At 66.2% G+C, this 25,594-nt stretch carries 26 protein-coding genes and 2 pseudogenes; 16 read left to right on the top strand and 12 right to left on the bottom strand.

Annotation, left to right across the window (positions count from 1 at the left end):
• The first annotated feature begins 63 nt into the window (after positions 1 to 63).
• The 7 genes from ACFPFG_RS08425 to ACFPFG_RS08395 all read left to right on the top strand — a co-directional run bounded on the left by ACFPFG_RS08425 (position 64) and on the right by ACFPFG_RS08395 (position 6,043).
• Positions 64 to 663, top strand: a complete 600-nt coding sequence (locus ACFPFG_RS08425) for a TetR/AcrR family transcriptional regulator (RefSeq protein WP_183020967.1) — start codon at positions 64 to 66, stop codon at positions 661 to 663.
• Between the two features lie 78 nt (positions 664 to 741).
• The gene (locus tag ACFPFG_RS08420; RefSeq protein WP_380106014.1) at positions 742 to 1,932 is read left to right on the top strand and encodes an NAD(P)/FAD-dependent oxidoreductase; all 1,191 of its coding nucleotides are present in this window, start codon (positions 742 to 744) and stop codon (positions 1,930 to 1,932) included.
• Between the two features lie 51 nt (positions 1,933 to 1,983).
• On the top strand, positions 1,984 to 2,412 hold the full coding sequence (locus ACFPFG_RS08415) for a helical membrane plugin domain-containing protein (protein ID WP_380106012.1): 429 nt from the start codon (positions 1,984 to 1,986) through the stop codon (positions 2,410 to 2,412).
• Between the two features lie 196 nt (positions 2,413 to 2,608).
• Positions 2,609 to 3,523 carry an EamA family transporter gene (locus tag ACFPFG_RS08410; RefSeq protein ID WP_183020970.1) on the top strand — a complete coding sequence of 305 codons (915 nt, stop codon included), beginning with the start codon at positions 2,609 to 2,611 and terminating at the stop codon, positions 3,521 to 3,523.
• A gap of 224 nt (positions 3,524 to 3,747) precedes the next feature.
• A complete protein-coding gene (locus tag ACFPFG_RS08405; RefSeq protein ID WP_183020971.1) occupies positions 3,748 to 4,074 on the top strand; it encodes a DUF3649 domain-containing protein in 327 nt (108 codons plus the stop codon).
• Positions 4,071 to 5,714 carry a PepSY-associated TM helix domain-containing protein gene (locus ACFPFG_RS08400; RefSeq protein WP_380106009.1) on the top strand — a complete coding sequence of 548 codons (1,644 nt, stop codon included), beginning with the start codon at positions 4,071 to 4,073 and terminating at the stop codon, positions 5,712 to 5,714. Before ACFPFG_RS08405 ends, ACFPFG_RS08400 begins: the two co-directional genes overlap by 4 nt.
• The gene (locus ACFPFG_RS08395) at positions 5,711 to 6,043 is read left to right on the top strand and encodes a DUF3325 domain-containing protein (RefSeq protein WP_197956995.1); all 333 of its coding nucleotides are present in this window, start codon (positions 5,711 to 5,713) and stop codon (positions 6,041 to 6,043) included. Before ACFPFG_RS08400 ends, ACFPFG_RS08395 begins: the two co-directional genes overlap by 4 nt.
• 10 nt (positions 6,044 to 6,053) lie before the next feature.
• Here ACFPFG_RS08395 and ACFPFG_RS08390 read toward each other — a convergent pair.
• Positions 6,054 to 6,368: pseudogene (locus ACFPFG_RS08390) on the bottom strand (aldolase/citrate lyase family protein); the annotation flags it as partial.
• Positions 6,362 to 7,075, bottom strand: a pseudogene (locus tag ACFPFG_RS08385) (Bug family tripartite tricarboxylate transporter substrate binding protein); the annotation flags it as partial. The pseudogenes ACFPFG_RS08385 and ACFPFG_RS08390, both read right to left, overlap by 7 nt.
• Positions 7,076 to 7,212: 137 nt before the next feature.
• Between ACFPFG_RS08385 and ACFPFG_RS08380 the strand changes: the two are divergent.
• The 5 genes from ACFPFG_RS08380 to ACFPFG_RS08360 are packed head-to-tail and all read left to right on the top strand — an operon-like array spanning position 7,213 to position 9,818.
• On the top strand, positions 7,213 to 8,184 hold the full coding sequence (locus tag ACFPFG_RS08380) for a LysR substrate-binding domain-containing protein (protein WP_312375553.1): 972 nt from the start codon (positions 7,213 to 7,215) through the stop codon (positions 8,182 to 8,184).
• Complete coding sequence (locus ACFPFG_RS08375; RefSeq protein WP_197956993.1) at positions 8,174 to 8,512, top strand: hypothetical protein; 339 nt, start codon at positions 8,174 to 8,176, stop codon at positions 8,510 to 8,512. Before ACFPFG_RS08380 ends, ACFPFG_RS08375 begins: the two co-directional genes overlap by 11 nt.
• Positions 8,513 to 8,520: 8 nt before the next feature.
• Positions 8,521 to 8,919: a hypothetical protein gene (locus ACFPFG_RS08370; protein ID WP_183020976.1), complete on the top strand. Its 399-nt coding sequence runs from the start codon at positions 8,521 to 8,523 to the stop codon at positions 8,917 to 8,919.
• 28 nt (positions 8,920 to 8,947) lie between these two features.
• Positions 8,948 to 9,346, top strand: coding sequence for a hypothetical protein (locus ACFPFG_RS08365; RefSeq protein ID WP_380106006.1), 399 nt, complete (start codon positions 8,948 to 8,950; stop codon positions 9,344 to 9,346).
• A 4-nt stretch (positions 9,347 to 9,350) separates the two neighbouring features.
• Positions 9,351 to 9,818: a hypothetical protein gene (locus ACFPFG_RS08360; protein WP_312375559.1), complete on the top strand. Its 468-nt coding sequence runs from the start codon at positions 9,351 to 9,353 to the stop codon at positions 9,816 to 9,818.
• 179 nt (positions 9,819 to 9,997) lie between these two features.
• On the opposite strand, the gene ACFPFG_RS08355 is transcribed toward ACFPFG_RS08360, so the two are convergent.
• The 4 genes from ACFPFG_RS08355 to ACFPFG_RS08340 are packed head-to-tail and all read right to left on the bottom strand — an operon-like array spanning position 9,998 to position 13,638.
• The gene (locus ACFPFG_RS08355; protein ID WP_183020979.1) at positions 9,998 to 10,318 is read right to left on the bottom strand and encodes a 2Fe-2S iron-sulfur cluster-binding protein; all 321 of its coding nucleotides are present in this window, start codon (positions 10,316 to 10,318) and stop codon (positions 9,998 to 10,000) included.
• A gap of 32 nt (positions 10,319 to 10,350) precedes the next feature.
• On the bottom strand, positions 10,351 to 11,535 hold the full coding sequence (locus ACFPFG_RS08350; RefSeq protein WP_380106004.1) for an NAD(P)/FAD-dependent oxidoreductase: 1,185 nt from the start codon (positions 11,533 to 11,535) through the stop codon (positions 10,351 to 10,353).
• Positions 11,532 to 12,599, bottom strand: coding sequence for a xylose isomerase (locus ACFPFG_RS08345; protein WP_380106002.1), 1,068 nt, complete (start codon positions 12,597 to 12,599; stop codon positions 11,532 to 11,534). Before ACFPFG_RS08345 ends, ACFPFG_RS08350 begins: the two co-directional genes overlap by 4 nt.
• A 10-nt stretch (positions 12,600 to 12,609) precedes the next feature.
• A complete protein-coding gene (locus tag ACFPFG_RS08340) occupies positions 12,610 to 13,638 on the bottom strand; it encodes an aromatic ring-hydroxylating dioxygenase subunit alpha (RefSeq protein ID WP_380106000.1) in 1,029 nt (342 codons plus the stop codon).
• Positions 13,639 to 13,754: 116 nt separating this feature from the next.
• Between ACFPFG_RS08340 and ACFPFG_RS08335 the strand changes: the two genes are divergently transcribed.
• The gene (locus tag ACFPFG_RS08335) at positions 13,755 to 14,504 is read left to right on the top strand and encodes a TetR family transcriptional regulator (protein ID WP_380105998.1); all 750 of its coding nucleotides are present in this window, start codon (positions 13,755 to 13,757) and stop codon (positions 14,502 to 14,504) included.
• Here the strand turns inward: ACFPFG_RS08335 and ACFPFG_RS08330 are convergent.
• Positions 14,495 to 15,571: a porin gene (locus tag ACFPFG_RS08330; protein ID WP_232245890.1), complete on the bottom strand. Its 1,077-nt coding sequence runs from the start codon at positions 15,569 to 15,571 to the stop codon at positions 14,495 to 14,497. The genes ACFPFG_RS08335 and ACFPFG_RS08330 overlap by 10 nt on opposite strands.
• Positions 15,572 to 15,964: 393 nt before the next feature.
• On the opposite strand from ACFPFG_RS08330, the gene ACFPFG_RS08325 reads away from it, so the two are divergent.
• Positions 15,965 to 17,266: an MFS transporter gene (locus ACFPFG_RS08325; RefSeq protein WP_183021061.1), complete on the top strand. Its 1,302-nt coding sequence runs from the start codon at positions 15,965 to 15,967 to the stop codon at positions 17,264 to 17,266.
• 23 nt (positions 17,267 to 17,289) lie between these two features.
• On the opposite strand, the gene gorA is transcribed toward ACFPFG_RS08325, so the two are convergent.
• Positions 17,290 to 18,639, bottom strand: coding sequence for a glutathione-disulfide reductase (gene gorA / locus ACFPFG_RS08320; protein WP_183020984.1), 1,350 nt, complete (start codon positions 18,637 to 18,639; stop codon positions 17,290 to 17,292).
• Positions 18,640 to 19,105: 466 nt separating this feature from the next.
• On the opposite strand from gorA, the gene ACFPFG_RS08315 reads away from it, so the two are divergent.
• Entirely contained in the window at positions 19,106 to 21,067 is a 1,962-nt protein-coding gene (locus ACFPFG_RS08315; RefSeq protein WP_380105993.1) for an Ig-like domain-containing protein, read from the top strand.
• Between the two features lie 30 nt (positions 21,068 to 21,097).
• Here ACFPFG_RS08315 and ACFPFG_RS08310 read toward each other — a convergent pair whose 3' ends face one another.
• Positions 21,098 to 22,186, bottom strand: coding sequence for a tartrate dehydrogenase (locus tag ACFPFG_RS08310; protein ID WP_183020986.1), 1,089 nt, complete (start codon positions 22,184 to 22,186; stop codon positions 21,098 to 21,100).
• 130 nt (positions 22,187 to 22,316) lie between these two features.
• Here ACFPFG_RS08310 and ACFPFG_RS08305 point away from each other — a divergent pair, with 130 nt between their 5' ends.
• The gene (locus ACFPFG_RS08305; protein WP_183020987.1) at positions 22,317 to 23,231 is read left to right on the top strand and encodes a LysR substrate-binding domain-containing protein; all 915 of its coding nucleotides are present in this window, start codon (positions 22,317 to 22,319) and stop codon (positions 23,229 to 23,231) included.
• A gap of 25 nt (positions 23,232 to 23,256) precedes the next feature.
• Here ACFPFG_RS08305 and ACFPFG_RS08300 read toward each other — a convergent pair whose 3' ends face one another.
• The 3 genes from ACFPFG_RS08300 to ACFPFG_RS08290 form a co-directional block, all read right to left on the bottom strand.
• Positions 23,257 to 23,703, bottom strand: coding sequence for a GatB/YqeY domain-containing protein (locus ACFPFG_RS08300; RefSeq protein ID WP_012204282.1), 447 nt, complete (start codon positions 23,701 to 23,703; stop codon positions 23,257 to 23,259).
• Positions 23,704 to 23,825: 122 nt separating this feature from the next.
• Positions 23,826 to 24,038: a 30S ribosomal protein S21 gene (rpsU, locus tag ACFPFG_RS08295; RefSeq protein ID WP_012204283.1), complete on the bottom strand. Its 213-nt coding sequence runs from the start codon at positions 24,036 to 24,038 to the stop codon at positions 23,826 to 23,828.
• Positions 24,039 to 24,203: 165 nt separating this feature from the next.
• Positions 24,204 to 25,424 (bottom strand): BaiN/RdsA family NAD(P)/FAD-dependent oxidoreductase, encoded by a 1,221-nt coding sequence (locus ACFPFG_RS08290; RefSeq protein WP_380105989.1) that lies wholly within the window; start codon positions 25,422 to 25,424, stop codon positions 24,204 to 24,206.
• Between the last annotated feature and the right edge of the window lie 170 nt (positions 25,425 to 25,594).

The raw sequence follows: 25,594 nt of genomic DNA, 5'->3' as shown, positions 1-25,594 counted from the left end.
CCTGCTGTGGTTTGCAGGCAGTGGTCAAAAATAGAATGAAGATTCGTTCTAGGATCATTTCCCATGCAAGACGAGGCCTGGACCTTCTTTCCGCATGCGGGATCGCGCCATGTGCAGACGCTGCGCGTGGCGCTCAGGCTGTTCGTGGAGCGCGGCTTCTTCAATACCTCGATACAGGACCTGTGTGCCGAGGCCGGCGTGTCCATCGGTTTCTTCTACAACCACTTTGCCGACAAGCAAGGCATTGCGCGAGAGCTGTACCGGCATTTGCTGGCGCGCATGAATGTGCTGCTCGACGATATCGAGGAGCGGCACGCGGGCAGCGCCCAGCGCTGCCGCGAGGTGCTGCGCATGCTGTTCGGGCTGGCCGAGGCCGAGCCCGAGGCCATGGGCTTCGTGGTCAATGCGCGCCACCGCGAGTTTCTGCCCGACGAGCAGGCCATCTGCTCGGCCTCGACCTTTGTGCGCATGCGCGGCTTCGTGTTCGCCGGCATGACCGATGGCGAGATCCGCCAGATGGAGCCCATGGTGGCGGCCAGCCTGATGTACGGCAGCGCGATCCGCATGATCTGCCTGCGGCTGGACGGCATCATCGACACGCCCATAGAGCCCCTGTTCGACGCGCTCTGGGACGGGGTGTGGCGATCGCTCAAGCCTGACTGAGCGGCGCATTTTCCGGCGCTGGCGCCGTGCGGCGCCAGCGGTTGTTCCACTGAGGCGAAAGCACAAGGAGTAGCAGGGATGGCGCATCACATCTTGATCATCGGAGGGGGCATTGGCGGCACCATGACCGCCAACCACCTGGTCAGCAAGCTGTATCCGGAGGTGGTCTCGGGCAACGTGCGCATCACCATGCTGTCGAACTCGCCCTGGCATTACTACAAGCCGGCCTTCATGTACGTGGCCTTCAATGCCTTCTTCCGCGACGAGTTGCGGCGCAGGCAGCGCGGCCTGCTGCGGCCCGAGATCGATTTCCAGGTGGAAGAGGTGGAGCGTTTCGACTTTGCGCTGCAGGCCGTGCACTGCAAGAGCGGCAAGCGCTTCGGCTACGACCATCTGGTGATCTCCACGGGCTGCGTGCCCTCGCCCGAGCGCATCGAAGGCCTGGCCGAGGCCGGCGACCACTTCTACCAGCACGCGCCCGCGCGGCAGCTGGCCGACAAGCTGGCGCGCATGGAAAGGGGCCGCATCTTCGTGACCGTGACCTTTCCCAAGACGCCCAATGTGCCGCACCAGTGCGGCATCGCACCCATAGAGACCACGCTGATGCTGGACGACCTGCTGCGCCGGCGCGGCGTGCGCGACAAGGTGGAGATCGTCTACACCTATCCCACGGTCTCGCAGCTGCTGCGCAACTGCCTGTTCCTGCAGAAGGACACCTGCGAGATCCTGCCCACGGTGTTCGAGCAGCGCGGCATCCGCCACCAGCGCGGCTTCACGCTGGCGCGCGTGGACCCCGAGGCCAGGGTGGCGTATTCGGAAGAGGGCCAGGCCGAGGATTTCGACATCCTCATGGCCACGCCGCCCATACGCGCCGTGCAGGCCGTGCGCGACTGCGGCCTGTCGCAGGCGCACGATGGCGAGGGCTGGCTGCCCACCGACCACGAGACCATGCAGGTGCTGGGCCAGAGCCATGTCTACGTGCTGGGCGACACGGTGGACCTGCCCGTGAGCAAGGCCGGCGGCGCCTGCCACAACCAGTCGCCCGTGGTGGTGAACAACATCGCCTCGCAGATCCGCTTCGGCCGCACCAGCGATGCCTACGACGGGCGCGTGGTGGCCATCGCCCAGATGGGCCTGGACGGCGGCATGCCGCTTTGGTACGACTACCAGGTCGACGTCAAGCCCACGCCGCCGACCAAGGTCGGCTCGATGATGCGCAAGGGCTTCAACCGCGGCATGTACTGGGCCGTGGCCCGCGCCCTGGTCTGAGGCCAGGGCCTTTGCATTGTCATTCCAAGCACGAAGACAAGGAGCACCGAGATGAACATCGCTTCCGACATTCCCGTGGCGCAGCCCGCCGCCGGCAGCCTGCTGCAGGACGAAGCCGCGCTGCAGGGCCTGGCCGAGCTGATGGGCAGGCTGGAGCCGCTGCTGGCGGGCCGGCGCCTGAACCGCGTGGTCGACCTGCTGTCGGCCACGGCGGACCTGGTGGACATGGCAGACGACTACATGGTCGAGAAGGTCGCCAAGGCCTTCGAGGATGGCGTGGGCGGGGCCTGGGCCGCGGGCAATGCCGCGCGCATGGCGGCGGCCCAGGTGCAGGCCATGGAGGAAACGCCCACCCTGATCGGCCTGATGCGCATGGCGCGCGAGCCCGATGTGCGGCGCGGCCTGGCCTTCATGCTGGCCATGGCCGGCGCGCTGGGGCGCCAGCATGCCCACGATCCCGTCGACTACACGGCGGACTGAAACGCAGGGCCGAGCCACGGCCGCCCGGCAACGCACGGGCTGCGGTGGTACAAACGCCGGGGGCGGATGTGATCCGCCCCTTTTCTTTTTGCCCATTGCCCGCCATGCCTTCTTCCTGTTCCTTGCCCTTGCCCTTGCCGGTGCTGACGGCCGCTGTTCCTGACCATTGCAGGCCCCGCCGCACCGAGGCCAGGGCATGACCGCGCAGCACCTGAGCCGTGGCGACTGGGCGCGTGCGCTGCTGGTCATCCTGATCTGGGGCACCAACTTCGTGGCCATGAAGTTCGGCCTGCTGACGCTGTCGCCCATGCTGCTGAGTGCGCTGCGCTTCGTGGTGGCGTCGCTGCCGTTCCTGCTGTTCGTGCGTCCGCCCAAGTCGGTGGGCTGGCGCTATCTGGCCGCCTATGGTCTGGTGCAGGGCGTGGGCCAGTTCGGCATGCTGTTCCTGGGCCTGAAGCTGGGCATGCCGGCCGGCATGGCCTCGGTGGTGCTGCAGACGCAGGCCTTCGTCACGCTGCTGCTGGCCGCCTTCCTGCTGGGCGAGCCCGCGCGCCTGTGGCACTGGCTGGGCCTGGTGGTGTCGCTGGGCGGGCTGGTCGCCATTGGCAGCGCCCACGGCGAGGGCGACAACGCCATGACGCTGGCCGGTTTTCTGCTGACCGTGGGCGCAGCCTGCATGTGGGCCGTGTCCAACATGATCACGCGCTATGCGGCGCGCAGCGGCCCCTACGAGCCTTTCCCCTTCATCGTCTGGAGCAGCATCTTTCCCATCGCGCCGCTGATGGCCCTGGCCGTCTGGACCGATGGCGCGGATTCGGTCGTGCAGCAACTGGCGGGGATAGACCTGACCGCCGTGGCCTCCATCCTGTACCTGGCGCTGCTGGCCACGCTGCTGGGCTATGGCCTGTGGACGCGGCTGCTGCAGCGCTATGCGGCCGGCACGGTGGCGCCGCTGTCGCTGATGGTGCCCGTGGTGGGCCTGGTCTCGGCCATGCTGCTGCTGGGCGAGCGGCCCACCTTCATGCAATGGATGGGCACGCTGGCCGTGCTCGCGGGCATGGTGATCAACCAGTTCGGCGGGCGCTGGCTCGCGGGGCGCAAGCGGAGCTAGACAGCGGAGCCGGCAGCGGTCGGCCGGCTTTGCATTTCTTTAAATGACTCTGGTAATAAAAATCATTATCATTACTGATCTTTGAGAGGCGGCGTGCTCCAGGCGCGCGGCCAAAGCCCGGCGCCGCGCAGACCCTGAGCTGTTGTGGCGCCTTTGTCCGTCCGGGCCTGCGCTGCGTCCGCGGCGTCCGGGATGGGCAACGATCCGCAAGAAAGGTCATCCCCATGCAAGCCTCGACCCCGGGAGGGTCCTCTCCATCCTTGCTGCGCTACCGCGCGGCCGTGGCCTCGCGCGCCGTGGCGGCGATCGGCGGCGGCTATCTGTTGTCGGCCGCCTGCGCCGCCACGGGCGCGCGCGCCATGGTCTGGCTGGGCGTGGAGCGGGCCGATGCGGCGCTGGGCTCGACGCTGCTGGCCTTCATCATCTACGCCGTGGCCGCCATGTGGGCCTTTGGCTGCGCCAGTGCCTGGCGCGCCTGGGCCGTGATCGGGCTGCCGGGCGCGGGCCTGGGCCTGCTGGCCTGGGTGCTGGCTCAGGGAGCTGCGACATGAGGACCGATGGCAAACCCGAGGGGCTGCGCCAGTCCATGTCCTGGCTGCACACCTGGAGCGGCCTGCTGCTGGGCTGGCTGCTTTACGCGGTGTTCTTCACGGGCACCCTGAGCTATTTCCGCGACGAGATCAACGACTGGATGCGGCCCGAGCTGCACGGCTCGGTGCAGGACGCCGATACCGCGCAGCGCGCACTGAACGCCATGCAGCGCATCGCGCCCGAGGCCACCACCTGGACGCTGGGCCTGCCCGGCCCGCGCCAGGTGGCGGTGGCCGCGTCCTGGCGCGAGCCCGGCGCCGCCACGGGCCGCGCAGGCACCAAGCGCGCCGAGATCGACGCCGCCACGGGCGAGAAGCTGGAGCCGCGCGAGACGCGCGCCGGCAACTTCTTCTACCGCTTCCACTTCGAGCTGCACGCCATGCCGCGCATCTGGGGCCGCTGGATCGTGGGCTTCGCCACCATGCTGATGTTCGTGGCCATCATCACGGGCGTGATCACCCACAAGAAGATCTTCACGGACTTCTTCACCTTCCGCCCGCGCAAAGGCCAGCGTTCCTGGCTGGATGCGCACAACGCCACGGCCGTGCTGGCCCTGCCGTTCCACATCGTCATCACCTTCAGCGGCCTGGTGCTGCTGATGTTCATGCTCATGCCCTGGGGCATACAGGCGGCCTACAACGGCGACACCAATGCCTACTTCGCCGATGTGCGGGGTGCGCGCGGTCAGGCGGCCAACCAGGGCCCGGGCGCGCGTGGCGGCAAGCAAGAGCGCCAGGCTGCCGCGCTGGCCGACATCGCGCCCATGATGGCCGAGGGCGCGCGCCGCTGGCCCGAGCACGGCGTGGGCAGCATCACCGTCAACGCGCCCGGCACCTCGCGCGCGGTGGTCGAGCTGCGCGAAGGCGGCGGCATGAGCCTCATCAACCGCGGCCAGTCCGAGACCCTGCGCTTCGACGGCGTGACCGGCCAGCTGCAGGACAGCCCCGGAGCGCCCGCCATCTCCTGGGTGCGTGCCACCAGCAACGTGATCACCGGCGTGCACCTGGGCCGCTTTGCCGAGCCCGCCACGCGCTGGCTGCTGCTGCTCAGCGGCGTGGTCGGCACCTTCATGGCCGCGTCCGGCATGGTGCTGTGGGTGGTCAAGCGCATGCCCGAGCGGCGCAAGCTGGGCCGCACGCCCTTCGGCCACCGTCTGGTGGAGGTGCTCAACGTGGGCTCCATCGCGGGCCTGTCGGTGGCCGTGGCCGGTTTCTTCTGGCTCAACCGGCTGCTGCCCGTGCCCATGCAGGCGCGTGCCGACTGGGAAATCAACGGCTTCTTCCTGATCTGGCTGCTGTGCCTGCTGCATCCGCTGCTGGTCTCGCACCGCAATGCCTGGCTGCAGCAGATGGCGCTGGCCACCGTGCTGTATGCGCTGCTGCCCGTGCTCAACCTGCTGACGGGCGGTGCATCGCTGGTGCAAACCATGGCCAGCGGGCAGTGGAGCATTGCAAGCTTCGAGCTGCTGATGCTGGGCCTGGCCGCCATCCATGGCGTGGTGGCCTGGTGGCTGCTGCGCGGCAAGCCGGCAGCGGCTGCCGCGCCCCGGGCGCAAGCCCGCGCCGCCAGCCATGCCCCCACGCTGGAGCGCGCCTCATGATGATTCTTGCCACCCTTTGCCTGGCCTTTGCAGGCTTTTCCATCATTGCCGCTTCCATGGACCGGCACCAGGACCAGCTGGGCACCGCAGGCCTGGCGCCCGCACGTCTCAAGGCCTGGCGGCTGGCCGGCTACGCGCTGCTGGCCCTATCGCTGGCGCCCTGCCTGCTGCGCTGGAATGCCTCGGTGGCCGTGGCCGCCTGGCTGGGCCTGCTGACCTTTGCGGCCCTGGCGCTGGGCCTGCTGCTGACCTATGCGCCGCAGTTCGCACGGCGCGTGGCGGCTACTGCGGCGGCGGCCGGGCTTCTGGCATGGCTGGTGGCTGCCTGATTCAATAAGCTCAATAGGCGGCAGGCTGCTGCACAGGCTCGGCCACCGGCGAATCATCGAACTGCGCGCGCAGCTTGCGCGCCGCATTGGCAAACAGCAGCACATCCACGCCCACGGCCACGAAGCTGCAGCCCAGGTCCAGGTAGCGGCGGGCCAGGGCGGGGTCCGAGGTCAGGGTGCCGGCCGCCTTGCCGCTGGCCATGATGGTCTTCATGGCGGCTTCTATGGCGGCCTGCACCTCGGGGTGGCCGGGGTTGCCGCGGTGGCCCATGGAGGCGGCCAGGTCGGCGGGGCCTATGAAGACGCCGTGCACGCCGTCCACCGCGCCGTGCGCTGCTCGCCCCAGGTGGCCAGCAGGCGCAGCTTGCCGGCCTCCACATGGGGAGCCCAGGAGCTGGAATCGGCCAGCGCATCCACATGGCCGCCCAGCACGCCCTGCAGTGCCTCGGCGCCGCCCTTGTAGGGCACATGGTTGAGCTGTATGCCGGCCACGCCCGCAAACTCCTCCATGCCCACATGCGTGGCGCCGCCCACGCCCGCATGGGCATAGGTCACCTGGCCGGGCCTGGCCTTGGCGGCTGCCACGAAGTCCTTGAGCGTCCTGAACGGCGAATTGGCGGGCACGGCAATGCCGAAGGTCTGGCCCGAGGTGCGCGCGATGTAGGTGTAGTCCTTGCGCGGATCGGCCTGCAGGCTGCCCAGCTGCGAGAAGCGCGTGACCGAGATGGGGATCTGGCCGATGGTGTAGCCGTCCGCCCTGGCCGAGGCCAGCGCCTTGGCGCCGATCATTCCCGAGGCGCCCGCGCGGTTCTCCACCGCGATCGGCTGGCCCAGCAGCTTGCCGGCCACGGTGCACAGCGCGCGCATGGACTGGTCGGCCGTGCCGCCCGCAGGCCAGGGGCAGATGAAGGTGATGGGGCGTTCGGGCCAGTTCTGGGCGAAAAGAGGTCCGGTGGCAGCCAGTGCGCTGGCGCCGAGGGTGGCGAGCACGAATTCGCGCCGGCTTGCATGGCGTGTGCGTGGGGTGTTCATCGCTTGTCTCCTGTATTGGCTTTTTGCAGCCCTGTGATCCGGGCCTTGGGCTGACTGGCGCGATTGTTCAGCGCCTGATCATGACAATCCAATGAAAAGATAGACTGGCTTCATAACCTCGAAGCTATGAAGACCCCATGAGCAAGATTGACCGCGTGCTGCGCTCCAACCTCAAGCTGCGCCATCTGCAGTTGCTGGTGGCGCTGGACCAGTTTCGCCACCTGGGCCGCGCCGCCGAGTTCCTGGCTGTCACCCAGCCCGCCGTCTCCAAGACCCTGGCCGAGATCGAGCGCATGCTGGACATGACGCTGTTCGAGCGCTCCACGCGCGGCACCGAGCCCACGGCCGCCGGCGTCAGCATGGTGCGCTTCGCGCGCTCGGTGCTGGCGGGCTTCGAACGCACGCGCGATGAAATGGCGGCCGAGGCCAGCGGCACGCGCGGGCGCACCAGCGTGGGCGCCATGGTGGTGGCCACGCCCGTGCTGCTGGCCCGGGCCGTCGAGCAGTTGAAGGCGCGATCGGCCCAGACCACGGTGCTGGTCGAGGAGGGCGATCTCACGCGGCTGCTGCCCAAGCTGCGCATGGGCGAGCTGGATCTGTTCGTGGGCCGGCTCGAACCCGGCTACGCCTCGCCCGACCTGGAGACCGAAGCCCTGTACGACGAGCCCATGGTCGCTGTCGTGCGCCCCGGCCATGCGCTGCTGGCGCAGCACGCCAGCTGGCAGGCGCTGGCCGACATGCCCTGCGTCATGCCCCCGCCCTGGGCATCGCTGCGCGTGAAGCTGGAGCAGCAGTTCTTCGCGCACGGCCTGCATCCGCCGGCCGACCTGGTGGAGTCCGCCTCATTCCTGTCGCAGATCAGCTTCCTGCACCAGCGCGGCGCCGTGGCCTTCATGGCGCGCGGCGTGGCGCAGCATTTCGCGCAGCAGGGGCTGGTCGCCGTGCTGGACCTGCCCGTGCCCATAGACCTGCCCCCCGTGGGCCTGATCACCCTGCGCGGCCAGCCCATGACGGCGACGACGAGATTGCTGGTGGAGTGCTTGAGGGCCGTGGTGGGCAAGTCGCGGGCTACAGCACGCCACGGCGAGCAATTGCAACATGGCAGATAAGGAAAGCGCAGCAATGTCTGAAGAGAATCCATGGCCCAGCGGTGAATCAAAGCCGGTCATCCTCTTGTCTGATGGGCCTTCGGAGCTATACAGAAAGCACGGGCTGCATTTTGTGAGAGATGTTGACGATCTGGATGTCTGTCATTATTGCTATGCCTTGGATAAGGATGTTGGTACCATCCTCTTTCATTTCTACGTGAATTCACCGGCCAAAGGCACGGCGATCTACGTGGACAGAGGTGTTGAGACGGTTTTTGCCATCAACAAGCTGATGGCGAATTTTTCCATTCATCCATCAGAGGTGAAGTGGGTTCAGTCGGACATGTAAATGCGCCAATGAAGAACATGCTTGTAATATCGAAAACCTGCGATGCGGGCAGGCTGCAATCCAGTCCGCTTCCGCTTGGCTGTTTTGTGGTGACAGGGATGGGTGAGGACCCGGAATTCAATATTGCAATAACCAGGCTGCTGGAGATCGGGTGCGAGTTCTTTGCGACGTGGGGGGACTACCCCGAAGCGGAAGAGATGATTGATGACTTGCTTCTGGATGCCGGAGATATGGATGTTGTCACTATCTCCCTGAGCGAGAGCTTGGAGGATGCCGTTGAATTCTTCGCTCATGGCGCATTTCCCGGGCTCAATTGCGTGAGGTTTGTATTGCTGATTTGCCAAGATGCACCAGAGAGTCTGGCGCTGAAAGCAATATCGCTGTTTGAAAGGGAGGTGGAACTGTAGGAGTTTCTTGAGTTTCTATTGATTGAAGATGATTCAAGAATCCAATAGGGATGGGATCCAATTAATGATCTGGAATAATTTTCTTGTGGACCGTGCTCATGAGGATGCAGCGCTGCTCGGTTGTTTTGCGAGTTCTTTGGAAGTTTCTCCTGGTGATGTTTGTGCAATAGATTCAGTCGAGCAGCTCGTGGAGAAAAAGGCGAAAATTGTTTTGCTGATTGAAGATTCTCATGAATTCCAGGGAATGAAAATGGTCACTGTATATCTTGAAGAGGATGTTGTGGTCGATAATTCAATTCTTGCTTTTATGGCAAGGAATTTCAAGATTGATGTTTATCTGCCTGACGAAGATTCCGGATATTATCGTGATCTTGTTTTGCTGGATAGGGCGGGTGGAATGAAGAAGGTCACCCTTCAGGAGGGTTGAATCAATGGGTGGAATTGTCCGGGATATTGCGGCACAGGTTTTGGTGAAATATGGTTCATTGCGCGAACCTAATTACTCTGAATTATCTGTTCCATCTTGTGATGCCAGTGCTCTGAAAGAATCGATTGGGCATATCACTGAGGTGCAAGACTATTCAGATGTGAACGATGATGTGTGCTACCGCCTCGACATCAATGGCAGTATTGGGTGCTATGAGGTTTTTATTTCCTGGGTTGGAAACTATGTGGCCATTCTGGAAAATTTTGAAAGATCAGGCAGTAAGGTGATTGCAGTGGCGGGGGATGATCATTTGTTGAATCAAGTAATTGAAAAGATAGTATCGGCTGGATTTGTCATCCTGGAAAAGAGCGTTCTTTTGATGAATATGGATTTCACGCTGATAAATTCAGACGATGATTTTGCTCCGCTGTACAAGGTGCTATTTACCGACCACGATCTCAGGTTCTCCTGAGATATTTGATTCCCCGATGTGGTGGGCTGAGATAGCCCTTTCCCTTCTCGATTCCAGGCAATGGCTTGCGGTACCGCTTGACGCATTCCGGAGCCCCCGGCCTTGCGTTTGGTGACATGGGGTGGTACGCGATTGCAGGGCGCGCTGTGTCCGGGGTGGCCGGCGCATCTGCACAGCCCTCAGCTTTGCGCCACCGGCATGCCCACCACCAGCCCGTCCAGCTGCGGCGATACCGTGATCTGGCAGGCCAGCCGCGAGTCGCCGCGCACGTCGAGCGCGAAGTCCAGCATTTCCTTTTCATTGCCCAGCGCCGGGCCCACGCGGTCCAGCCATTCGGGGCGGATGTAGACATGGCAGGTGGCGCAGGCGCAGGCGCCGCCGCATTCGGCATCGATGCCGGGCACACCATGGGAGACGGCGGTGCGCATGAGGCTGTGGCCGTCCGTGGCCTGCACGGTGTGCTCGCGGCCACTGTGTTCTATGAAGGTGATGGTGGTCATGGTGGGGCGTGTTTTGTGAGGGGCGGGCGGCTTCAGTAATTGGCGGCAATGGCCTTGCGTGCGGCCATGAACTCTCCTGGTGAATTCACGCACTCTGCCGCGCAGAGCACGCCGCCTTGCAGGTGCAAAACGGCAAATCTGCCGCTGGTCGGGTCGCCGCGCAGCACGGTCTGGTCGCCACGGCCGGGCAGGCCGGCGATCTGCAGCTTGCTGTCGTACTGATCGGACCAGAACCAGGGTGTTTCAGGGGCAGGCAGGGCGCGGCCGGTGATGGCGCAGGCCGCGCGGCGTGCCTGTTCAAGCGCACTGGGCACGCTTTCGAGCCGGTGCAGCCCGGTGTGGCCGGCCAGCGGGCGGCGCGTGGCATCGCCTATGGCGTAGATGCCGGGCAGGGCGGTGCGGCCCTCGCCGTCCACGGCAATGCCGCCCGCGCAGTCCAGGCCCAGGGACTGCGCCAGTTCCACGCTGGGCGCCGCGCCCACGCCGATGAGCACGGCATCGCACTGCAGATGGGTGCCATCGGCCATCGCCAGGCCGGTGATGCTGGCGGGGCCGTCGCCCTGGATGGAGGCGACCGAGGCGTTGAAATGGAAGTCCACGCCCTGGCCCGCATGCAGGCGCTGAAGGTGTGCGGCGATCTGCGGCGAGGCGCTGCGGGTCAGCAGCCGGCCTTCGCGCTCGATGACCCGGACCTGCACGCCCAGCTTGCGGGCCGTGGATGCGACTTCGAGCCCCACATAGCCGCCGCCGATGATGGCCAGGCGGCGGGCGGTCTGCAGATGGCCCCGCAGCGCCTGCGCGTCGTCCAGGGTACGCAGGTAGGTGACGCCGGGCCGCTCACCCCCGGGCAGGGCCAGCCAGCGCGGTGCGGCACCTGTGGCAATGACCAGGTGGTCGTAGTGCAGCGCCGACCCGTCGTTCAGCGCCACCTGCCGCGAGCCCGGCTCTATGGCCATGGCGCGCATGCCCAGGCGCAGGACGATGGCCTGGTCGGCATAGGCGCTGGCGGGCCGCAGCAGCAGATCGTCCGGGTCCATGGCCTGCTGCAGCCAGGCCTTGGACAGCGGCGGGCGCTGGTAGGGCGGCAGGTCTTCGCCGCCGACCAGGGTGATGGGTCCGAGGTGGCCGTACTGGCGCAGCAGGGCGGCCAGGGTGCCGCCTGCATGGCCGGCGCCGATGATGACGGCATGGCCTTGGGGGGGCTGGGCGGGGGTCATGATGCACCTTTGCACGAGGCCTGGACTGCGGGGCGGGCGCAGATTTCGTCCCAGGTTTGCCGCATGAAACGCGCGGCCGCCACGTTCTGCGCCAGCAGGTCGTATCTGGCACCCAGGCCGTAGTCGGGCAGGTTGATGAATTCGGTGGTGAGGTGGCGCAGCGGGCTGTGCGGATGCGCATGGTGGTAGGCCAGCACCTTGCGGATGGCCTCCTTGGACGGTTCAAGCAGGTAGGCGTGCCAGGGCGAGTGCCATTCGCCGGGGCCCGGGCGCAGCATGGGATATTGGATGCCCCGGCCATGGCCGCCATCCTCGTTGCGGTGCCACAGGTTCGGTGGCTGGTTGGGCCCGGCCGCGCGCAACTGCGCCCAGCGCACGATGCCCATGTCCAGCCACTGCTCGCACAGCGAGCCGGGCTCGAAGGGGTCCAGCACCAGTTCGCCGCGCTCGACCATCTCGCGCACGCCCGACAGCTCCTGCTCGGCGGGGTTGCCGATCTTGAAGTTCACATGGCTGTAGTCCAGAGTGAAGTGGAAGGGCACGCCATGCGCCTGCACGCGCCGGGCCACCTCGCGCACGCGCAGGAAGTCCTCGGTCCACATGTTGACGTGCAGCTCGAAGCTGGGCTCCACGCCCAGGGACATGGCGTCGTCGTAGACGCGCAGGTAGTGGTCGGTGATCTCGGCATCGTCCAGCACATGGCCGTCGCGGTGGTGCTTGAAGGTCATGATGTTGTGGCAGCGCGCGCCCATGGCCTGGCAGATGCGCAGGTTGTCGGCCAGCAGGGCCTCGTCCTCGCCCAGGCGGTAGAACCAGCTGGCCGTGTGCACGGGCAGGTTGAACTCGGCGATGGCGGCCTCGTATTCGGCCATTTGCATGCGCAGCGGCAGGCGGTCGAAGCAGTCGAAGGCGCCGGCTTCGCTGACCAGGCGGAACTGCTCGCGTATCGGCAGCTCCTGCAGGCCTATAGGCTGGTGGCGCGAGGAGCGCTGCACGCCACGGCCGTTGCAGCCTATGGGTGGAAGCGCGGGATGTGCGGGCACAGGGAGCGGCGTGGTCTGCATGGCCTGCTTCTCAACCGCCCGTGGGCGCGCCCTCGATCATGCGGTCCACCATGCGGCGCATGCGCCGGGGGGCCGCGTCGATGGCGATCTTGATGGTCTTGCGCTCGGCAAAGCGCTTTTCGTTGCGCTCTATGGCTTCGAGGATGGCCTTGTCCTCGGCGAAGGCGACGCGGAAGTCGGCAGAGAGGGCCGCATTGGTGTCGGCATCGGCCGTGAAGTTCTTGACGTGCAGCCAGTGGTCGATGGAGGTGTTCCGATCCACGGGCGTCATGAAGTGGCAGGCATAGATCTGCATGCAGTTGTCGCGCCGGCCCTCGGGGGCGCCCGTGCCCGTGGCGGCACTGCCGAAGTCGATGATGGCGATGCTGGGCGCGTGGTAGTGGTAGTAGTGCCAGCGGTCCACGTTGCCGCTGAAATTGCCGTACTTGGCGAACAGCGGAATGGCCGGCGCATCGATGATCCAGCGCCAGGTGACGATGCGGCCGTCCAGCTCCTCGTGGTGCACGGGGATGTCCTCGCTGGCCGCGTTGCCCAGCGTGCTCAGGTGCACGAAGCTCACATGGGCCGGGTCGCAGAGGTTGTCGGCCAGGTTCAGGTAGTTGGCCTCTATGCGCAGGGCATCGCCTTCGACGGCGCTCCACGCCGGGTCGTGGTACTGGGGCAGGTCGAACACCGGCACGCTGCCGGCGCGCGAGGGATCGCCCATCCAGATCCAGACCAGGCCCATGTTCTCCTGGACCGGATAGGTGGTCACCACGGCGTTGCCCGGGATCATGTCCTGGCCCGGCACGCGCGTGCAGCGGCCGCTGCAGTCGAAGGTCAGGCCGTGGTAGCCGCATTCGATGGCATCGCCCTTGAGCTTGCCCATGGACAGCGGCAGCAGGCGGTGGGGGCAGGCGTCCTCCATGGCCACGGCGGCGCCGGCCTCGGTGCGGTAGAGCACCACGTCGCGTTCGACGATGCGGTGCGCCGACAGCTGACGGCCCACGTTGCGCGACCAGGTCAGCGGGTACCAGGTATCGAGTACATAGGTTTCCATGGGGACTCTCCTTGTTGAGTGTTCACTCAATTTTGTTTGAGTGAACACTCAATTTCAATATGGCGTTTTTCCCTAGAATGGCCGACGCAACGCCCCCTTCACCTGACGCCGTGCCCATGACCACTGATCCCGAGGAAGTTCCCGCCACCCCGAAGCGCAAGGCTGCGCCCGCCAGGAAAGCCGCTGCGAAGTCGGCCCCCTCCAAGGCCCCTGCCAAGGCGTCTGCGGGGCGCAAGCGGACTGCCAAGACCGGCAAGACGACCAAGGAGGCCATCTTGCTGGCGGCCGAGATCGAGTTCGCCAGAAGTGGCTACGACGGCGCCAGCGTGCAGCGCATCGGCAAGCAGGCCAAGTGCTACGAGAGCCTTCTCTACTACCACTACGGCAGCAAGGACAAGCTGTTCGCCGCCGTGCTGGAGAACGCCTACCGCAAGTTGGTGGAGGCCGAGGCGAAGCTGCTGGTGGACTTCGACGATCCGCGCGCGGCGCTGGAGGCCGTGGTGCGCTTCATGTGGCGCTACTACCAGGAGCACCCGGAACTGATCTTCCTGCTCAACACCGAGAACCTGCTCAAGGGCAAGCACCTGAAGAAGGCCTCGGGCATACGGGACTTCTTTCCCAACGCCATCACGCTGCTGCGCAAGGCCGTGGAATCGGGAATGGCCCAGGGCCTGTTCCGTCCCGATGTGCACATCGACGATCTCTACATCACGGTCATGGGCCTGGGCTACTTCTACCTGTCCAACCGCCACACGCTGAGCGCCTTCTTCGACAAGGATCTGCTGCAGCAGGCCGAGCTGCAGCGCTGGGGCGATCACATGGTGGAGACGGTGTGGCGCGCGGTGCAGGTGCCATCTCAGAAGTAGTGGCGCAGGCCCAATCCCCAGGTCTGGCCGCTGCCGGCGCCTGATCCGGTGATGCGGTCGTGCAGGTAGTTGAGATAGATGTCCGTGCGTTTGGACAGCGGGTGGTCGTAGCCCATGGCCCAGGTATTGCGCCTGGCGTCTTCGGCGCCCGAGGTGCGCGCATGGCTGTAGGAGGCCAGCACGGCGCCCGGGCCTGCGGGGATGGACAGGCCCAGCTGTCCACTGTTCCTGCGGCGGTCCGCGCCGGCCAAACCGGCCAAACGGTCGGCCAGTCGCTGGTGCTGGGCGAACAGCCTGGCCACGCCCAGGTCGTAGGAGGCGCCCAGCAGCCAGGCGCCCTGGCGGTCGAACCCGCTGGCGGCGGCATTGGCATAGGCCACGCTCTGGTAGGCGATGGCCGCGCTGAAGGCGCCGCCCGCATAGCCGAGGCTGGCGCCGTACTTGTCTGCATCGCGGCGCCGGGACGCGGGTGTGCCAGCCGGGGGCTCGAACGAGTACTGCAGCCGTGCCGTGAAGCCGCCCCAGGACGGGCTGGTGTAGAGCAGGCTGTCGCTCCAGCCCGAGTCTCCGCGCAGCGCGGCGGCGGCCGTGCCGTTGGGTCCGAAGCTTTGCAGCACCGCAGGTGAGAACGAAAAGGAACCTGCATAGGGGTTGAAGGCAATCGTGGCCAGCCAGTAGGGCGTGGTGTTGCGGCCCAGCTGCAGCGTGCCCAGGTCGCTGCCCAACCCCACATAGGCGCTGCGCGCAAAGAAGGCGTCATTGGCAAAGCGCCCTTCGGAGCCGCTGTCCGCGCGGTAGAAGGCCTCCAGCGCGAACACGGCCTTGAGTCCGCCGCCCAGCGCCTCCGTTCCCCGCAGGGCCCAGAAATTGGTCTGCATGCCGCCTGGCGTGAGCACGCCCGTGCCCTTGTCCGCGCCCAGCGGCCGCGAAAAACCCGCGAAGGCATCGATCTGGCCTTGCAGCGTGACCTGGGCACCCGTCGGCAGCGGGGCGATGGCATGGAGCATGGCAAGCGCCGGGGCGGCCAGGGCAAGGACATGTCCCGTCTTTGAGCGCAGTCTGGGCATGGGTCTCTCCTCGGTTTGATCACGGATTTCAGGCCGTGGCTGTTGGGTCTATGAAGTGTGTGCACTCGAATTGAGTCGGGTTGCCTACAAAAGAACGCCAAGGCTTTTTATGAAGAGATGCCCGTTGTTTCCCTTGCGTACAGAGATTTTGAGATTTCTCATGTGCGTTAACTATCGGGAAACTACTTGACTTGTTTTTGACTATCGTGCGTAGCATTGAGCGTAGGCGCTTGAAATTTCACTGCTTCAGATGCTTCCACCGGATCCGGACGCGGTGCGCCAGCGCGGCGGCGCGGGGCATGTGCCCGTGCACCGCACGGCCATGAACGGTGGCAATGGTCAACACAGCAAGGAGCTGAAATGTCAGTTCACAGCAATGCAGGCATTGGCGGCATGCAGGGGGAGGCGGTCCGGCTGCGCGAGCAGGAGAAGGAGCGGCGGGAGCTGTACGGGCGCGTGACATGGCGGCTCGTGCCCTTCTTCTGCCTGTGCTACCTGGCCGCCTATCTGGACCGCATCAACGTGGGGCTGGCCAAGCTGCAGATGCAGCAGGACCTGGGCTTCAGCGAGACGGTCTACGGCCTGGGTGCGGGCCTGTTCTTCGTGGGCTACATCCTGTTCGAGGTGCCCAGCAACCTGGTGCTGGCGCGCATGGGAGCGCGGCTGTGGATAGCGCGCATCATGATCACCTGGGGCCTGATCTCGGGGGCGACCATGTTCGTGAGCACGCCCATGCAGTTCTATGTGCTGCGCTTTCTGCTGGGCGTGGCGGAGGCAGGCTTCTTCCCTGGCGTGATGCTGTACCTGACCTACTGGTATCCCACACGCATGCGCAGCAAGATCATGGCGCTGTTCCTGATCGGCCTGCCGCTGGCCAGCCTGGTCGGGGCGCCGCTGTCGGGCTGGATCATGACGGCCTTTGCGGGCGTGCGCGGCCATGCGGGCTGGCAGTGGCTGTTCTTCCTGGAGGCGATTCCCTCGGTGGTGCTGGGCCTGCTGGTGTTCGTCTATCTGCCCAATGGCATCGAGTCGGCCAAGTGGCTGTCGCCGCGCGAGAAGGGCCTGCTGCGCGGCAGCCTGGACAGCGACAAGCTGGCCGAGTCCCACCATTCGCTGTGGGCGGCGCTGTCCAGCGGCCGCGTCTGGCTGCTGGGCATGATCGACCTGAGCCTGATGATGTCCACCTATGCCATCAGCTTCTGGCTGCCCACCATCATCCGCGAGGCGGGCGTCAAGAGCCCGGCGGACATCGGCCTGCTCACGGCCATTCCCAATGCCTTTGCCATTGCCGCGCTGCTGCTGTGCGGCATCAGCTCCGACCGGCACCGCGAGCGGCGCTGGCACATCGTGCTGCCGGCGCTGGCGGGTGCGGCCGCCATGGCCATGAGCACGCTGTACACCGGCCATGTGTTGGCCACCGTGCTGCTGTTCTCGCTGGCGACGGCGGGCATCATGGCTGCCTTTCCCGTGTTCTGGTGCCTGCCCGCCACCTTCCTCACGGGGCCTGCGGCGGCGGCCGGCATCGCGCTGATCGCCTCCATCGCCAACCTCGGCGGCTTTGCGGCCACCTATGTGCTGGGCTGGCTCAAGGACCTCACGCACTCGTCGAGCACAGGCCTGCTGCTGTTCGCGGCCTGCCTGGTGGCCGGCAGCCTGCTGACGCTGGCCTTGCCCAAGGCCGTGGTCAACCGCTGAGGGCGCAGGGCCGCAGAGGCGCTTCAGCGCATGGTCACGAACTCCTCGGCCGCCGTGGGGTGGATGGCCACGGTGTCATCGAAGTCCCGCTTGGTGGCGCCCATCCTGAGCGCCACGGCAAAGCCCTGCAACATCTCGTCCATGCCCAGGCCGATGCCGTGTATGCCCACGATGCGCTCCTCGGGACCCACGCAGACCAGCTTCATGCGTGCGGGCTGGCGGTGGCGCGTGACTGCCGTGTACATGGCGGTGAAGGCCGATTGGTAGACCTTGACCTGATCGTCGCCAAATCGTTCGCGCGCCTGCGGCTCGGTCAGGCCCACGGTGCCGATGGGCGGGTGGCTGAAGACCACGGTGGGCACGTTGTCGTAGTCCAGGTGCTCGCCGGTCTTGCCGTTGAACAGGCGCTCGGACAGGCGCCGGCCTGCGGCCACGGCCACGGGCGTGAGTTCGATGCGGCCCGTGATGTCGCCCACGGCGTGGATGCCGGGCACATTGGTGTCCTGGAACTTGTCCACCGCGATGTGGCCGCTGTCCTGCAGCGCCACGCCTGCGGCCTCCAGGTTCAGGCCCGAGGTGTCGGGCCTGCGGCCCACCGCCCAGACCACGCAGTCCACGGTGTGGCTGCTGCCGTCCTGCAGTTGCAGATCCAGGCTGCCGTCTGCGTTGCGGACCACGGCCTTCGGGGTGGCCTGGCGGTGCACGGCAGGGCCTTCGGCCTCCATGATCTCCATCAGGGTCTGGCTCAGCAGCGGGTCAAAGCTGCGCAGCGCCGATGCCTGGCGCAGGAACAGATGGGTCTGCGAGCCCAGCGCGTGCAGCACGCCGGCAATCTCCACGGCGATGTAGCCGGCGCCGACCACGGCCGTGCGCGCGGGCAGGGCCTTGAGGGCGAAGAAGCCGTCGGAGTCAATGCCCAGTTCGGCGCCAGGAATGTCGGGCCGGGCCGGGCGCGTGCCCGTGGCGATGAGGATGTGGTCGGCCCTGAGAAGCTGGCCGCCAACCTCCACGGTGCGTGCGTCCACGAAGCGGCCGAAGCCCTGGAGCAGCTCGACCTTGTTGCGCGCCAGGCCGCTTTCATACGAGGCATGGATGCGGTCGATATAGGCGCTGCGGCTGTCCAGCAGGCGCTGCCAGTCCAGGCGGTTGACGGTGGCATCCCAGCCATAGTCGGGGCCGTAGCGGTGCATGGCCTCGCCGATCTGGGCCGCATGCCACATGACCTTCTTGGGCACGCAGCCCACGTTGACGCAGGTGCCGCCGATCTCGCCGGCTTCGATCAGCGCGCAGTGGCGCCCGTGCATGGCCGCGCGGTTGGCCGATGCAATGCCGCCGCTGCCGCCGCCGATGACGATGTAGTCGTAGTGCTTCATGGAGATTCCGTGCTTTGCTGAGCGGCCCGAATGCCGCAGCCGGCCATCTTGCCCTGTTCGGTGGACAGGGGTTGTGGCCGGGGGCAATGCCGTGATCTCCGCGCCCAGACGATGGCCCGGTCGGCCGGCACATAGCCGCTTTGCAGGCCCGGGGGGCAGCAGGAGGGTGCTGGCGAATGACGGGCCCGTGGCGCGGCAGCCCGCGTTGAGCAGGGGGCGGGACGCAATGTCAAGAAAAGCGCAACGCGCAGTCAAGGCGCGGGCAGATGCGGCCGCTAGGCTCATGCATTGCCGGTACCCCCGGCATGGACCAGAAGAACAGCAAGTTGAAACGGGAGTGCATGTGAGAGAACGAGGCAGTTGCCTTCGGGTGGGATTTTCCAGGGCGATGATGCCGTGGGGGGCGGTACTCGGGGCCGGCCTGCATTGCGCCGTCGCCGTGGCCGCGCCAGCGCAGGGGCTGGTCATGACGAGTTACCAGACGCAGTACCACGCTTTGTATGCGAGCACGGTGACCGAATACACGTTCAGCGAGGGTGGCGTGGTGCAGCAAGGCAGCTCGCCACCCGCCACTGCGGACTGGATCACCCCTTCCAACTACTGGGATGGCGGCTGGGCGAGCAACAGCTGGAACGAGCACTACACCTACAGCTACCAGGGCCAGGTCGTGCAGACGACCGACCCCATGGGCATTCCTGCAGCGGCAGCCTGGGCCACGATCAGCTCCTTTCAGATCGAGGGGTACTCCTTCACGCGTCCCATCGGCAGCACTGTTTTCCACTATTCGCTCGATGGCATCCAGACCCTGCTCGCCATGGACGCATCGTCCATCCCTGCCAATGCGGCCTGGGCGGGCCTGTCATCCATGTCCGATGGGTGGCAACCAACACAAAACCATGGGTTTGCCAGCTATGTGCTGGGCCGCCCGGTCTTCAGTCTGGCTCCCGCCGTCGACCCGCAGGCGGGCGGCGTGACGGCCAAGGCCCGCGTGGCGCTGGACCGGGACGGCACGGGCTACTGGCAGGTGCTTGCTGCGGCCGCGGCGGCTCCGGATGCCGCCGCGCTGCAGGCGGGCGGCGCCTCGGTCGGTCTGACGGCCGGCGTGGTCCACGATATCGATATCGGAGGGCTGGCGGTGAATACGGCCTACAGGCTGCACTTCATCGCCAGGGATGGCGCAGGCCGCGTGCAGCCGGATGTGGCCAGCGTGCCCTTCACCACGCTCCGGCGGGAGCAGACCATCGACTTCGCACAGCCGTCGGCGCAGACCTTCGGCACGACATTCACGCCTGTTGCAACGGCTACCTCCGGCCTGGCCGTGACGTTTTCCGCATCTGCGCCAGAGGTTTGCACTGTCGATGCCGCAGGGGTGTTCAGCTTCCATTCCGCAGGCACTTGCAGGATGACGGCCCGGCAGGTCGGCGACGCGACCTATGGGCCCGCTCCCGAGATGGCTTACCCGGTGACGGTGCAGCCTGCTGCGCAGACCATCGTCTGGAGCATGCCGGCGGCCCTGGTCGTGGATGCACGGGTGGCTCTCAGCGCCGCCGGCGGCGGCTCGGCCCAGGCCGTGCAGTTCAGCTCCCTGACGCCTGCTGCCTGCTCCGTCAGCGGTGCCGAGGTGTACGGAAGGCAGGCGGGTACGGACAACTGCCTGCTGGCCGCCGATCAGCAGGGGGATGCGAACCATCTGCCTGCGGCCCGGCAAGTCCTGTCCTTGAGCATCGGCAAGGGCTCGCAGGCCATTGCCTTCACTTCCGTGGCGCCTGCAGGCGCCAAGGTGGGCGATACCTATGCCGTGGCAGCTACGGGCGGGGCTTCCGGCAAGGCAGTGGTGTTCTCCGTGGATGCGGCGACGGCTGCCCATTGCACCATTGCGGGCAGTACGGTCTCCTTCACTGCAACGGGGCCCTGCCGCATCCTGGCCGACCAGGCCGGTGACGCGAACTACGAGGCGGCAGCAAGGCAGCAGCAAAGCGTGCAAATTGCCCTGGCAGCGGCGACCCTGGTGATCACTTCGACCCCCAACCCTTCCAAACCCGGCGACGATGTGACCATCAACGTGTCGGCCGTGACCGAGGTGCAGGCCCACCGGGAGGCGCTGCGGGCGATGGCGGCCTTGCTTCCCAGGGGCGATATCACGGTCTCGTACAACGGGTCGCTGCTGGGCTCTGCCCCCCTGGCCAGCGGTGCTGCCAGCATCACGGTCCGCGTGCCTTTGGAGCCCGGGTCCCACAACCTTGTCGTGGACTACAGCGGGGATGCGAGCCACGCCCCGATGAGCCAGGGCTTCACGCAGGCTGTGGCGGCGGCGCCAGTGCCCACGTCAGTGCCCACGCCTGTGCCGGCCTTGCACACCGTGGCGCTGTTCATGCTGGGCCTGTTGGCGGCGCTGGTTGGGGCAGGCAGGCTGCGCAGGGCCCGGTAGCCGGGGCGGCGCGAACCCCGGCGTGGCGCCTCAGGCGGCAGCGATGCGCCGGGCGATGGCCTGGCCCACTTCGGTGGTGCTGGCCGTGCCGCCCAGGTCGGGCGTGCGGGGGCCGTTCTTGATGACTTCCTCGATGGCCGAGACGATGGCGTCGTGTGCCGCGCGGCCTGCGCCCTGGCCGTGGGTCAGGAAGTCCAGCATCAGCGCAGCCGACCAGACCATGGCGATGGGGTTGGCGATGTTCTTGCCATAGATGTCGGGCGCCGAGCCGTGCACGGGCTCGAACAGGCTGGGGAAGCTGCGGTCGGGGTTGAGGTTGGCCGAGGGGGCCAGGCCGATGGTGCCCGTGGTGGCCGGTCCCAGGTCGCTGAGGATGTCGCCGAACAGGTTGGTGGCGGCCACCACGTCGAAGCGGCCCGGCTGCAGCACGAAGCGTGCGGTCAGGATGTCGATGTGCTGCTTGTCCAGCGTGACGTCCGGGTAGGCCTTGGCCACGTCCTCGGCGCGCTGGTCCCACCAGGGCATGCTGATGGCGATGCCGTTGCTCTTGGTGGCCAGGGTGACGTGCTTGCGCTCGCGGCTGCGGGCCAGGTCGAAGGCGTACTTGAGCAGGCGTTCGGCACCCTTGCGCGAGTAGACCGATTCCTGGATCACGATTTCGCGGTCCGTGCCCTCGTACATGATGCCGCCCAGCGAGGTGTATTCGCCTTCGGTGTTCTCGCGCACCACGTAGTAGTCGATGTCGCCGGGCTTGCGGCCGGCCAGCGGGCAGGGCACGCCCTCGAACAGGCGCACGGGGCGCAGGTTGATGTACTGGTCGAACTCGCGACGGAACTTGAGCAGCGAGCCCCACAGCGAGACATGGTCGGGCACGGTGGCGGGCCAGCCCACGGCGCCGAAGAAGATGGCGTCCATGCCGGACAGCTGCGCCTTCCAGTCGTCGGGCATCATTTTTCCGTGGGCCAGGTAGTAGTCGCAGTGGGCCCAGTCGAAATGGTGGAATTCGAGCTTGATCGCAAAGCGGCTGGCAGCGGCCTCCAGGGTACGCAGGCCTTCGGGCATGACTTCCTTGCCAATGCCGTCACCGGCGATGACGGCGATCTTGAATGTGTCTTGCATGGTGTCTGTCCTTGGATCGAATGGATGGAAAACGAGAAACGGCATAGGCAGTCCGGCCGCATGCATGGCATTGTTGGCTGCTCCAGGGCTAAATACAATCGGCCAACTGTGGTTCCATTGTTTACAGATCGTGAATAAACAACCGGCTCCCGAAGACCTGCGCGTCTTCACCGTGGTGGCCCGCAAATCCGGCTTTGCCGCTGCGGCCGAGGAATTGGGTGCATCGCCCGCCTATGTGAGCAAGCGCATCCGCCTGCTGGAGCAGGAGTTGGGCGTGAAGCTGCTGCACCGCACCACGCGCCGCGTGGCCGTGACCGAGGAGGGCGAGCGCGTATTCCACTGGGCGCAGCGCATCCTCGACGACATGGACCAGCTGATGCAGGAGGTGGCCATCACGCGCAGCGAGCCGCGCGGGCTGCTGCGCGTGAGCAGCAGCTTCGGCTTCGGGCGGCATGTGATCGCGCCGGCGCTGTCCCGGCTGGTGGAGCGCCATCCGGAGCTGCAGGTGCGGCTGGATGTGTTCGACCGGCTGGTGGATGTGGCGGGCGAGGGCTTCGATCTGGATGTGCGCGTGGGCGACGAGATTGCGCCCCACCTGATTGCGCGGCGGCTGGCCGACAACCACCGCGTGCTGTGCGCGGCGCCTGCCTACCTGGCGCGCCGTGGCATGCCGCGCACGCCGGCCGAGCTGTCGGCCCACGACTGCCTGGCCATCAAGGAGCGCGACCAGGCCTTTGGCGTGTGGCGGCTGCGCGCGGGCGCCGCCGAGCAATCGGTGAAGGTCACGGGGCCGCTGTCGGCCAACAACGGGGAGATGGTGGTGCAGTGGGCCGTTGACGGGCGCGGCATTGCGCTGCGCTCGCTGTGGGATGTGGGCGCCCATCTGCAGGCCGGGCGCCTGGTGCAGCTGCTGCCCGAATGGCGGCAGGAGGCCAATGTCTGGGCGGTCTATCCGACGCGGCTGCAGCTGTCGGCCAAGGTGCGTGTCTGTGTCGAATTCCTGCAGGAGCACTTTCAGCAGGAATGGGCGGCAGCAGCGTCCTGAAAAGGGCGCGGCTGCCGCAGCAGGCTCAACCTGCCAGGGCAGCCTTGACGGCAGCGGACACCTGGCCCATGTCGGCCTTGCCAGCCAGTTGCGCCTTGACCGCGCCCATGACCTTGCCCATGTCGCCGGGGCCGGAGGCGCCCAGCTCGGCCACGATGGCCTTCACGGCGGTGGCCACTTCCTCGGCCGACATGCGTGCGGGCAGGTAGGCGGTCAGCACGGCCATTTCGGCCTTTTCCTTGTCGGCCAGGTCCTGGCGGCCTGCGCCCTCGAAGGCTGCAATGCTGTCCTTGCGCTGCTTGATCAGCTTGTCCACGATGGCGATGACGGCGGCGTCGTCGAGCTCGACGCGTTCATCGACTTCCTTTTGCTTCATCGCGGCCAGCAGCAGGCGGATGGTGCCCAGGCGTTCGCTGTCCTTGGCGCGCATGGCGGTCTTCATGTCTTCGGTGATCTGGGCCTTGAGGCTCATGGCATTTCTCCTGAGGTAGTGGCGTCGGAAAACAAAAACCAAGAAACAAAAACAAAAAACCCGCGCCTGGCGTCCCGAGCGCGGGTTTTGCGGCTGACGAGAGCCGGCTGGTCAAGAGCTGATCAGTACAGCTTCTTGGGCAGCTGCATGCTGCGAACGCGCTTGTAGTGACGCTTGACGGCGGCAGCCTTCTTGCGCTTGCGTTCGGATGTGGGCTTCTCGTAGAACTCGCGAGCGCGCAGGTCGGTCAGCAGGCCGAGCTTTTCGATGGTGCGCTTGAAGCGGCGCAGGGCAACTTCATAGGGCTCGTTTTCTTTTACGCGGATGGTGGTCATTAGCTAGATTTCCAGATATCTGTGCTGACAGCGGGTTCTCGGGAAGATCGGGCCTGAGAGCCATGTTCAGCGGTTGGTCCCCGTCAATGGTTAACTAGTATTGGCCGACGGGGCAATTGCCAGCAAAGCGGGCGATTATACGCGAGACGAAAGCGATCTGACAAATCACGCACAAGGCAAGGCCTGCGCGCACGCATGCGCGCTGGCCCAGGCCCATTGGAAGTTGTATCCGCCCAGCCAGCCGGTGATGTCCACCACCTCGCCGATGCAGTACAGGCCGGGCCGGGTCTTGCATTCCATGGTCTGTTGCGAAAGCGCACGCGTGTCCACGCCGCCCAGCGTCACTTCGGCCTTCTTGTAGCCTTCGGTGCCGGTGGGCACGATCTCCCAGCGCGACAGGCGCTCGGCCAGCTGGTTCAGGGCCTTGTCCGAGGCTTCGGCAATGGGGCGCTGCCAGGCCGCGTCCTGCTGCACCCAGGCATCGGCCAGGCGCGAGGGCAGCCACTGCGCCAGTTCATTGGCGATGAGCTTGCGCGAGCGCGACTTGGCCTTGAGCAATTCGTCCTGCAGGTCCACCTCGGGGGCGAGGTTGATGCACAGGGGCGTGCCGGGCTTCCAGTAGCTGGAGATCTGCAGCACGGCGGGGCCGGACAGGCCGCGGTGCGTGAACAGCAGGTCTTCCATGAAGGCCATGCGTTCCTTCTTGCTGCCGGTACTGATTTCCACGGGCAAGGCCAGGCCGGCGAGCTGGGCGTAGGGTGCCCAGGCGTCGCCGTCGAAGGTCAGCGGCACCAGGCCCGGCACGCGCTCGACCAGGGGCAGGTCGAACTGCCGGGCCAGGCGGTAGCCGAAGTCGGTGGCGCCTATCTTGGGAATGGACAGCCCGCCCGTGGCGATGACCAGGCTGGGCGCCTGCACGGCGCCACGGCTGGTCTGCAGGAGGTACTGGCCATCCGCATGCGCGACGGAATCGACCTTGCAGGGCTGCCAGCGCTGCACGCCGCCGGCCTGGCATTCGGCCAGCAGCATGGCGATGATGTCCTCGGCCGAGCGGTCGGCGAACAGCTGGCCCTTGTGCTTTTCATGGTGGGCAATGCCGTGCCTGTCCATCAGCGCGATGAAGTCGGCCGGCGTGTAGCGCGACAGGGCCGAGCGGCAGAACTGCGGGTTGCCGCCCACGAAGTGCTTGTGCGGCGCGCGCACGTCCAGGTCGCGGTTGGTGAAGTTGCAACGGCCGCCGCCCGAGATGCGGATCTTCTCGGCCACCTTCTCCGCGTGGTCCAGGAGCAGCACCGACAGGCCACGCTGCCCGGCCTGGGCCGCACAGAACAGACCGGCCGCGCCGGCGCCGATGACGATGGCGTCGAAAGAGAGGGAAGAGGTCACAAAAACGTCACTCGGGGGGCAAAAGGGCGCCCATTCTCGCGCACTTGTGCCAGCCCTTCGCGTGCCCTGTGAAACTGGCGTGTCCTGAAGCCAGGGACACCGAGGAAGGGCCGCCCCGCACCGAGGGTGTCGTCCCCCTCTGGGGGAAGGCGCGCAGCGACTCAGGGGGG

The sequence above is a fragment of the Delftia deserti genome (assembly GCF_042653485.1).
In the GTDB taxonomy this organism is placed as follows: domain Bacteria; phylum Pseudomonadota; class Gammaproteobacteria; order Burkholderiales; family Burkholderiaceae_C; genus Comamonas; species Comamonas acidovorans.
This window is presented reverse-complemented; position numbering and strand designations above follow the sequence as displayed.

Excerpts from the sequence above, each read along its gene's own strand:
- ACFPFG_RS08425 (WP_183020967.1), top strand. The coding sequence starts at position 64 with ATGCAAGACGAGGCCTGGACCTTCTTTCCGCATGCGGGATCGCGCCAT.
- ACFPFG_RS08420 (WP_380106014.1), top strand. The coding sequence starts at position 742 with ATGGCGCATCACATCTTGATCATCGGAGGGGGCATTGGCGGCACCATG.
- ACFPFG_RS08415 (WP_380106012.1), top strand. The coding sequence starts at position 1,984 with ATGAACATCGCTTCCGACATTCCCGTGGCGCAGCCCGCCGCCGGCAGC.
- ACFPFG_RS08410 (WP_183020970.1), top strand. The coding sequence starts at position 2,609 with ATGACCGCGCAGCACCTGAGCCGTGGCGACTGGGCGCGTGCGCTGCTG.
- ACFPFG_RS08405 (WP_183020971.1), top strand. The coding sequence starts at position 3,748 with ATGCAAGCCTCGACCCCGGGAGGGTCCTCTCCATCCTTGCTGCGCTAC.
- ACFPFG_RS08400 (WP_380106009.1), top strand. The coding sequence starts at position 4,071 with ATGAGGACCGATGGCAAACCCGAGGGGCTGCGCCAGTCCATGTCCTGG.
- ACFPFG_RS08395 (WP_197956995.1), top strand. The coding sequence starts at position 5,711 with ATGATGATTCTTGCCACCCTTTGCCTGGCCTTTGCAGGCTTTTCCATC.
- ACFPFG_RS08380 (WP_312375553.1), top strand. The coding sequence starts at position 7,213 with ATGAGCAAGATTGACCGCGTGCTGCGCTCCAACCTCAAGCTGCGCCAT.
- ACFPFG_RS08375 (WP_197956993.1), top strand. The coding sequence starts at position 8,174 with ATGGCAGATAAGGAAAGCGCAGCAATGTCTGAAGAGAATCCATGGCCC.
- ACFPFG_RS08370 (WP_183020976.1), top strand. The coding sequence starts at position 8,521 with ATGAAGAACATGCTTGTAATATCGAAAACCTGCGATGCGGGCAGGCTG.
- ACFPFG_RS08365 (WP_380106006.1), top strand. The coding sequence starts at position 8,948 with ATGATTCAAGAATCCAATAGGGATGGGATCCAATTAATGATCTGGAAT.
- ACFPFG_RS08360 (WP_312375559.1), top strand. The coding sequence starts at position 9,351 with ATGGGTGGAATTGTCCGGGATATTGCGGCACAGGTTTTGGTGAAATAT.
- ACFPFG_RS08355 (WP_183020979.1), bottom strand. The coding sequence starts at position 10,318 with ATGACCACCATCACCTTCATAGAACACAGTGGCCGCGAGCACACCGTG.
- ACFPFG_RS08350 (WP_380106004.1), bottom strand. The coding sequence starts at position 11,535 with ATGACCCCCGCCCAGCCCCCCCAAGGCCATGCCGTCATCATCGGCGCC.
- ACFPFG_RS08345 (WP_380106002.1), bottom strand. The coding sequence starts at position 12,599 with ATGCAGACCACGCCGCTCCCTGTGCCCGCACATCCCGCGCTTCCACCC.
- ACFPFG_RS08340 (WP_380106000.1), bottom strand. The coding sequence starts at position 13,638 with ATGGAAACCTATGTACTCGATACCTGGTACCCGCTGACCTGGTCGCGC.
- ACFPFG_RS08335 (WP_380105998.1), top strand. The coding sequence starts at position 13,755 with ATGACCACTGATCCCGAGGAAGTTCCCGCCACCCCGAAGCGCAAGGCT.
- ACFPFG_RS08330 (WP_232245890.1), bottom strand. The coding sequence starts at position 15,571 with ATGCCCAGACTGCGCTCAAAGACGGGACATGTCCTTGCCCTGGCCGCC.
- ACFPFG_RS08325 (WP_183021061.1), top strand. The coding sequence starts at position 15,965 with ATGCAGGGGGAGGCGGTCCGGCTGCGCGAGCAGGAGAAGGAGCGGCGG.
- gorA (WP_183020984.1), bottom strand. The coding sequence starts at position 18,639 with ATGAAGCACTACGACTACATCGTCATCGGCGGCGGCAGCGGCGGCATT.
- ACFPFG_RS08315 (WP_380105993.1), top strand. The coding sequence starts at position 19,106 with ATGACGAGTTACCAGACGCAGTACCACGCTTTGTATGCGAGCACGGTG.
- ACFPFG_RS08310 (WP_183020986.1), bottom strand. The coding sequence starts at position 22,186 with ATGCAAGACACATTCAAGATCGCCGTCATCGCCGGTGACGGCATTGGC.
- ACFPFG_RS08300 (WP_012204282.1), bottom strand. The coding sequence starts at position 23,703 with ATGAGCCTCAAGGCCCAGATCACCGAAGACATGAAGACCGCCATGCGC.
- rpsU (WP_012204283.1), bottom strand. The coding sequence starts at position 24,038 with ATGACCACCATCCGCGTAAAAGAAAACGAGCCCTATGAAGTTGCCCTG.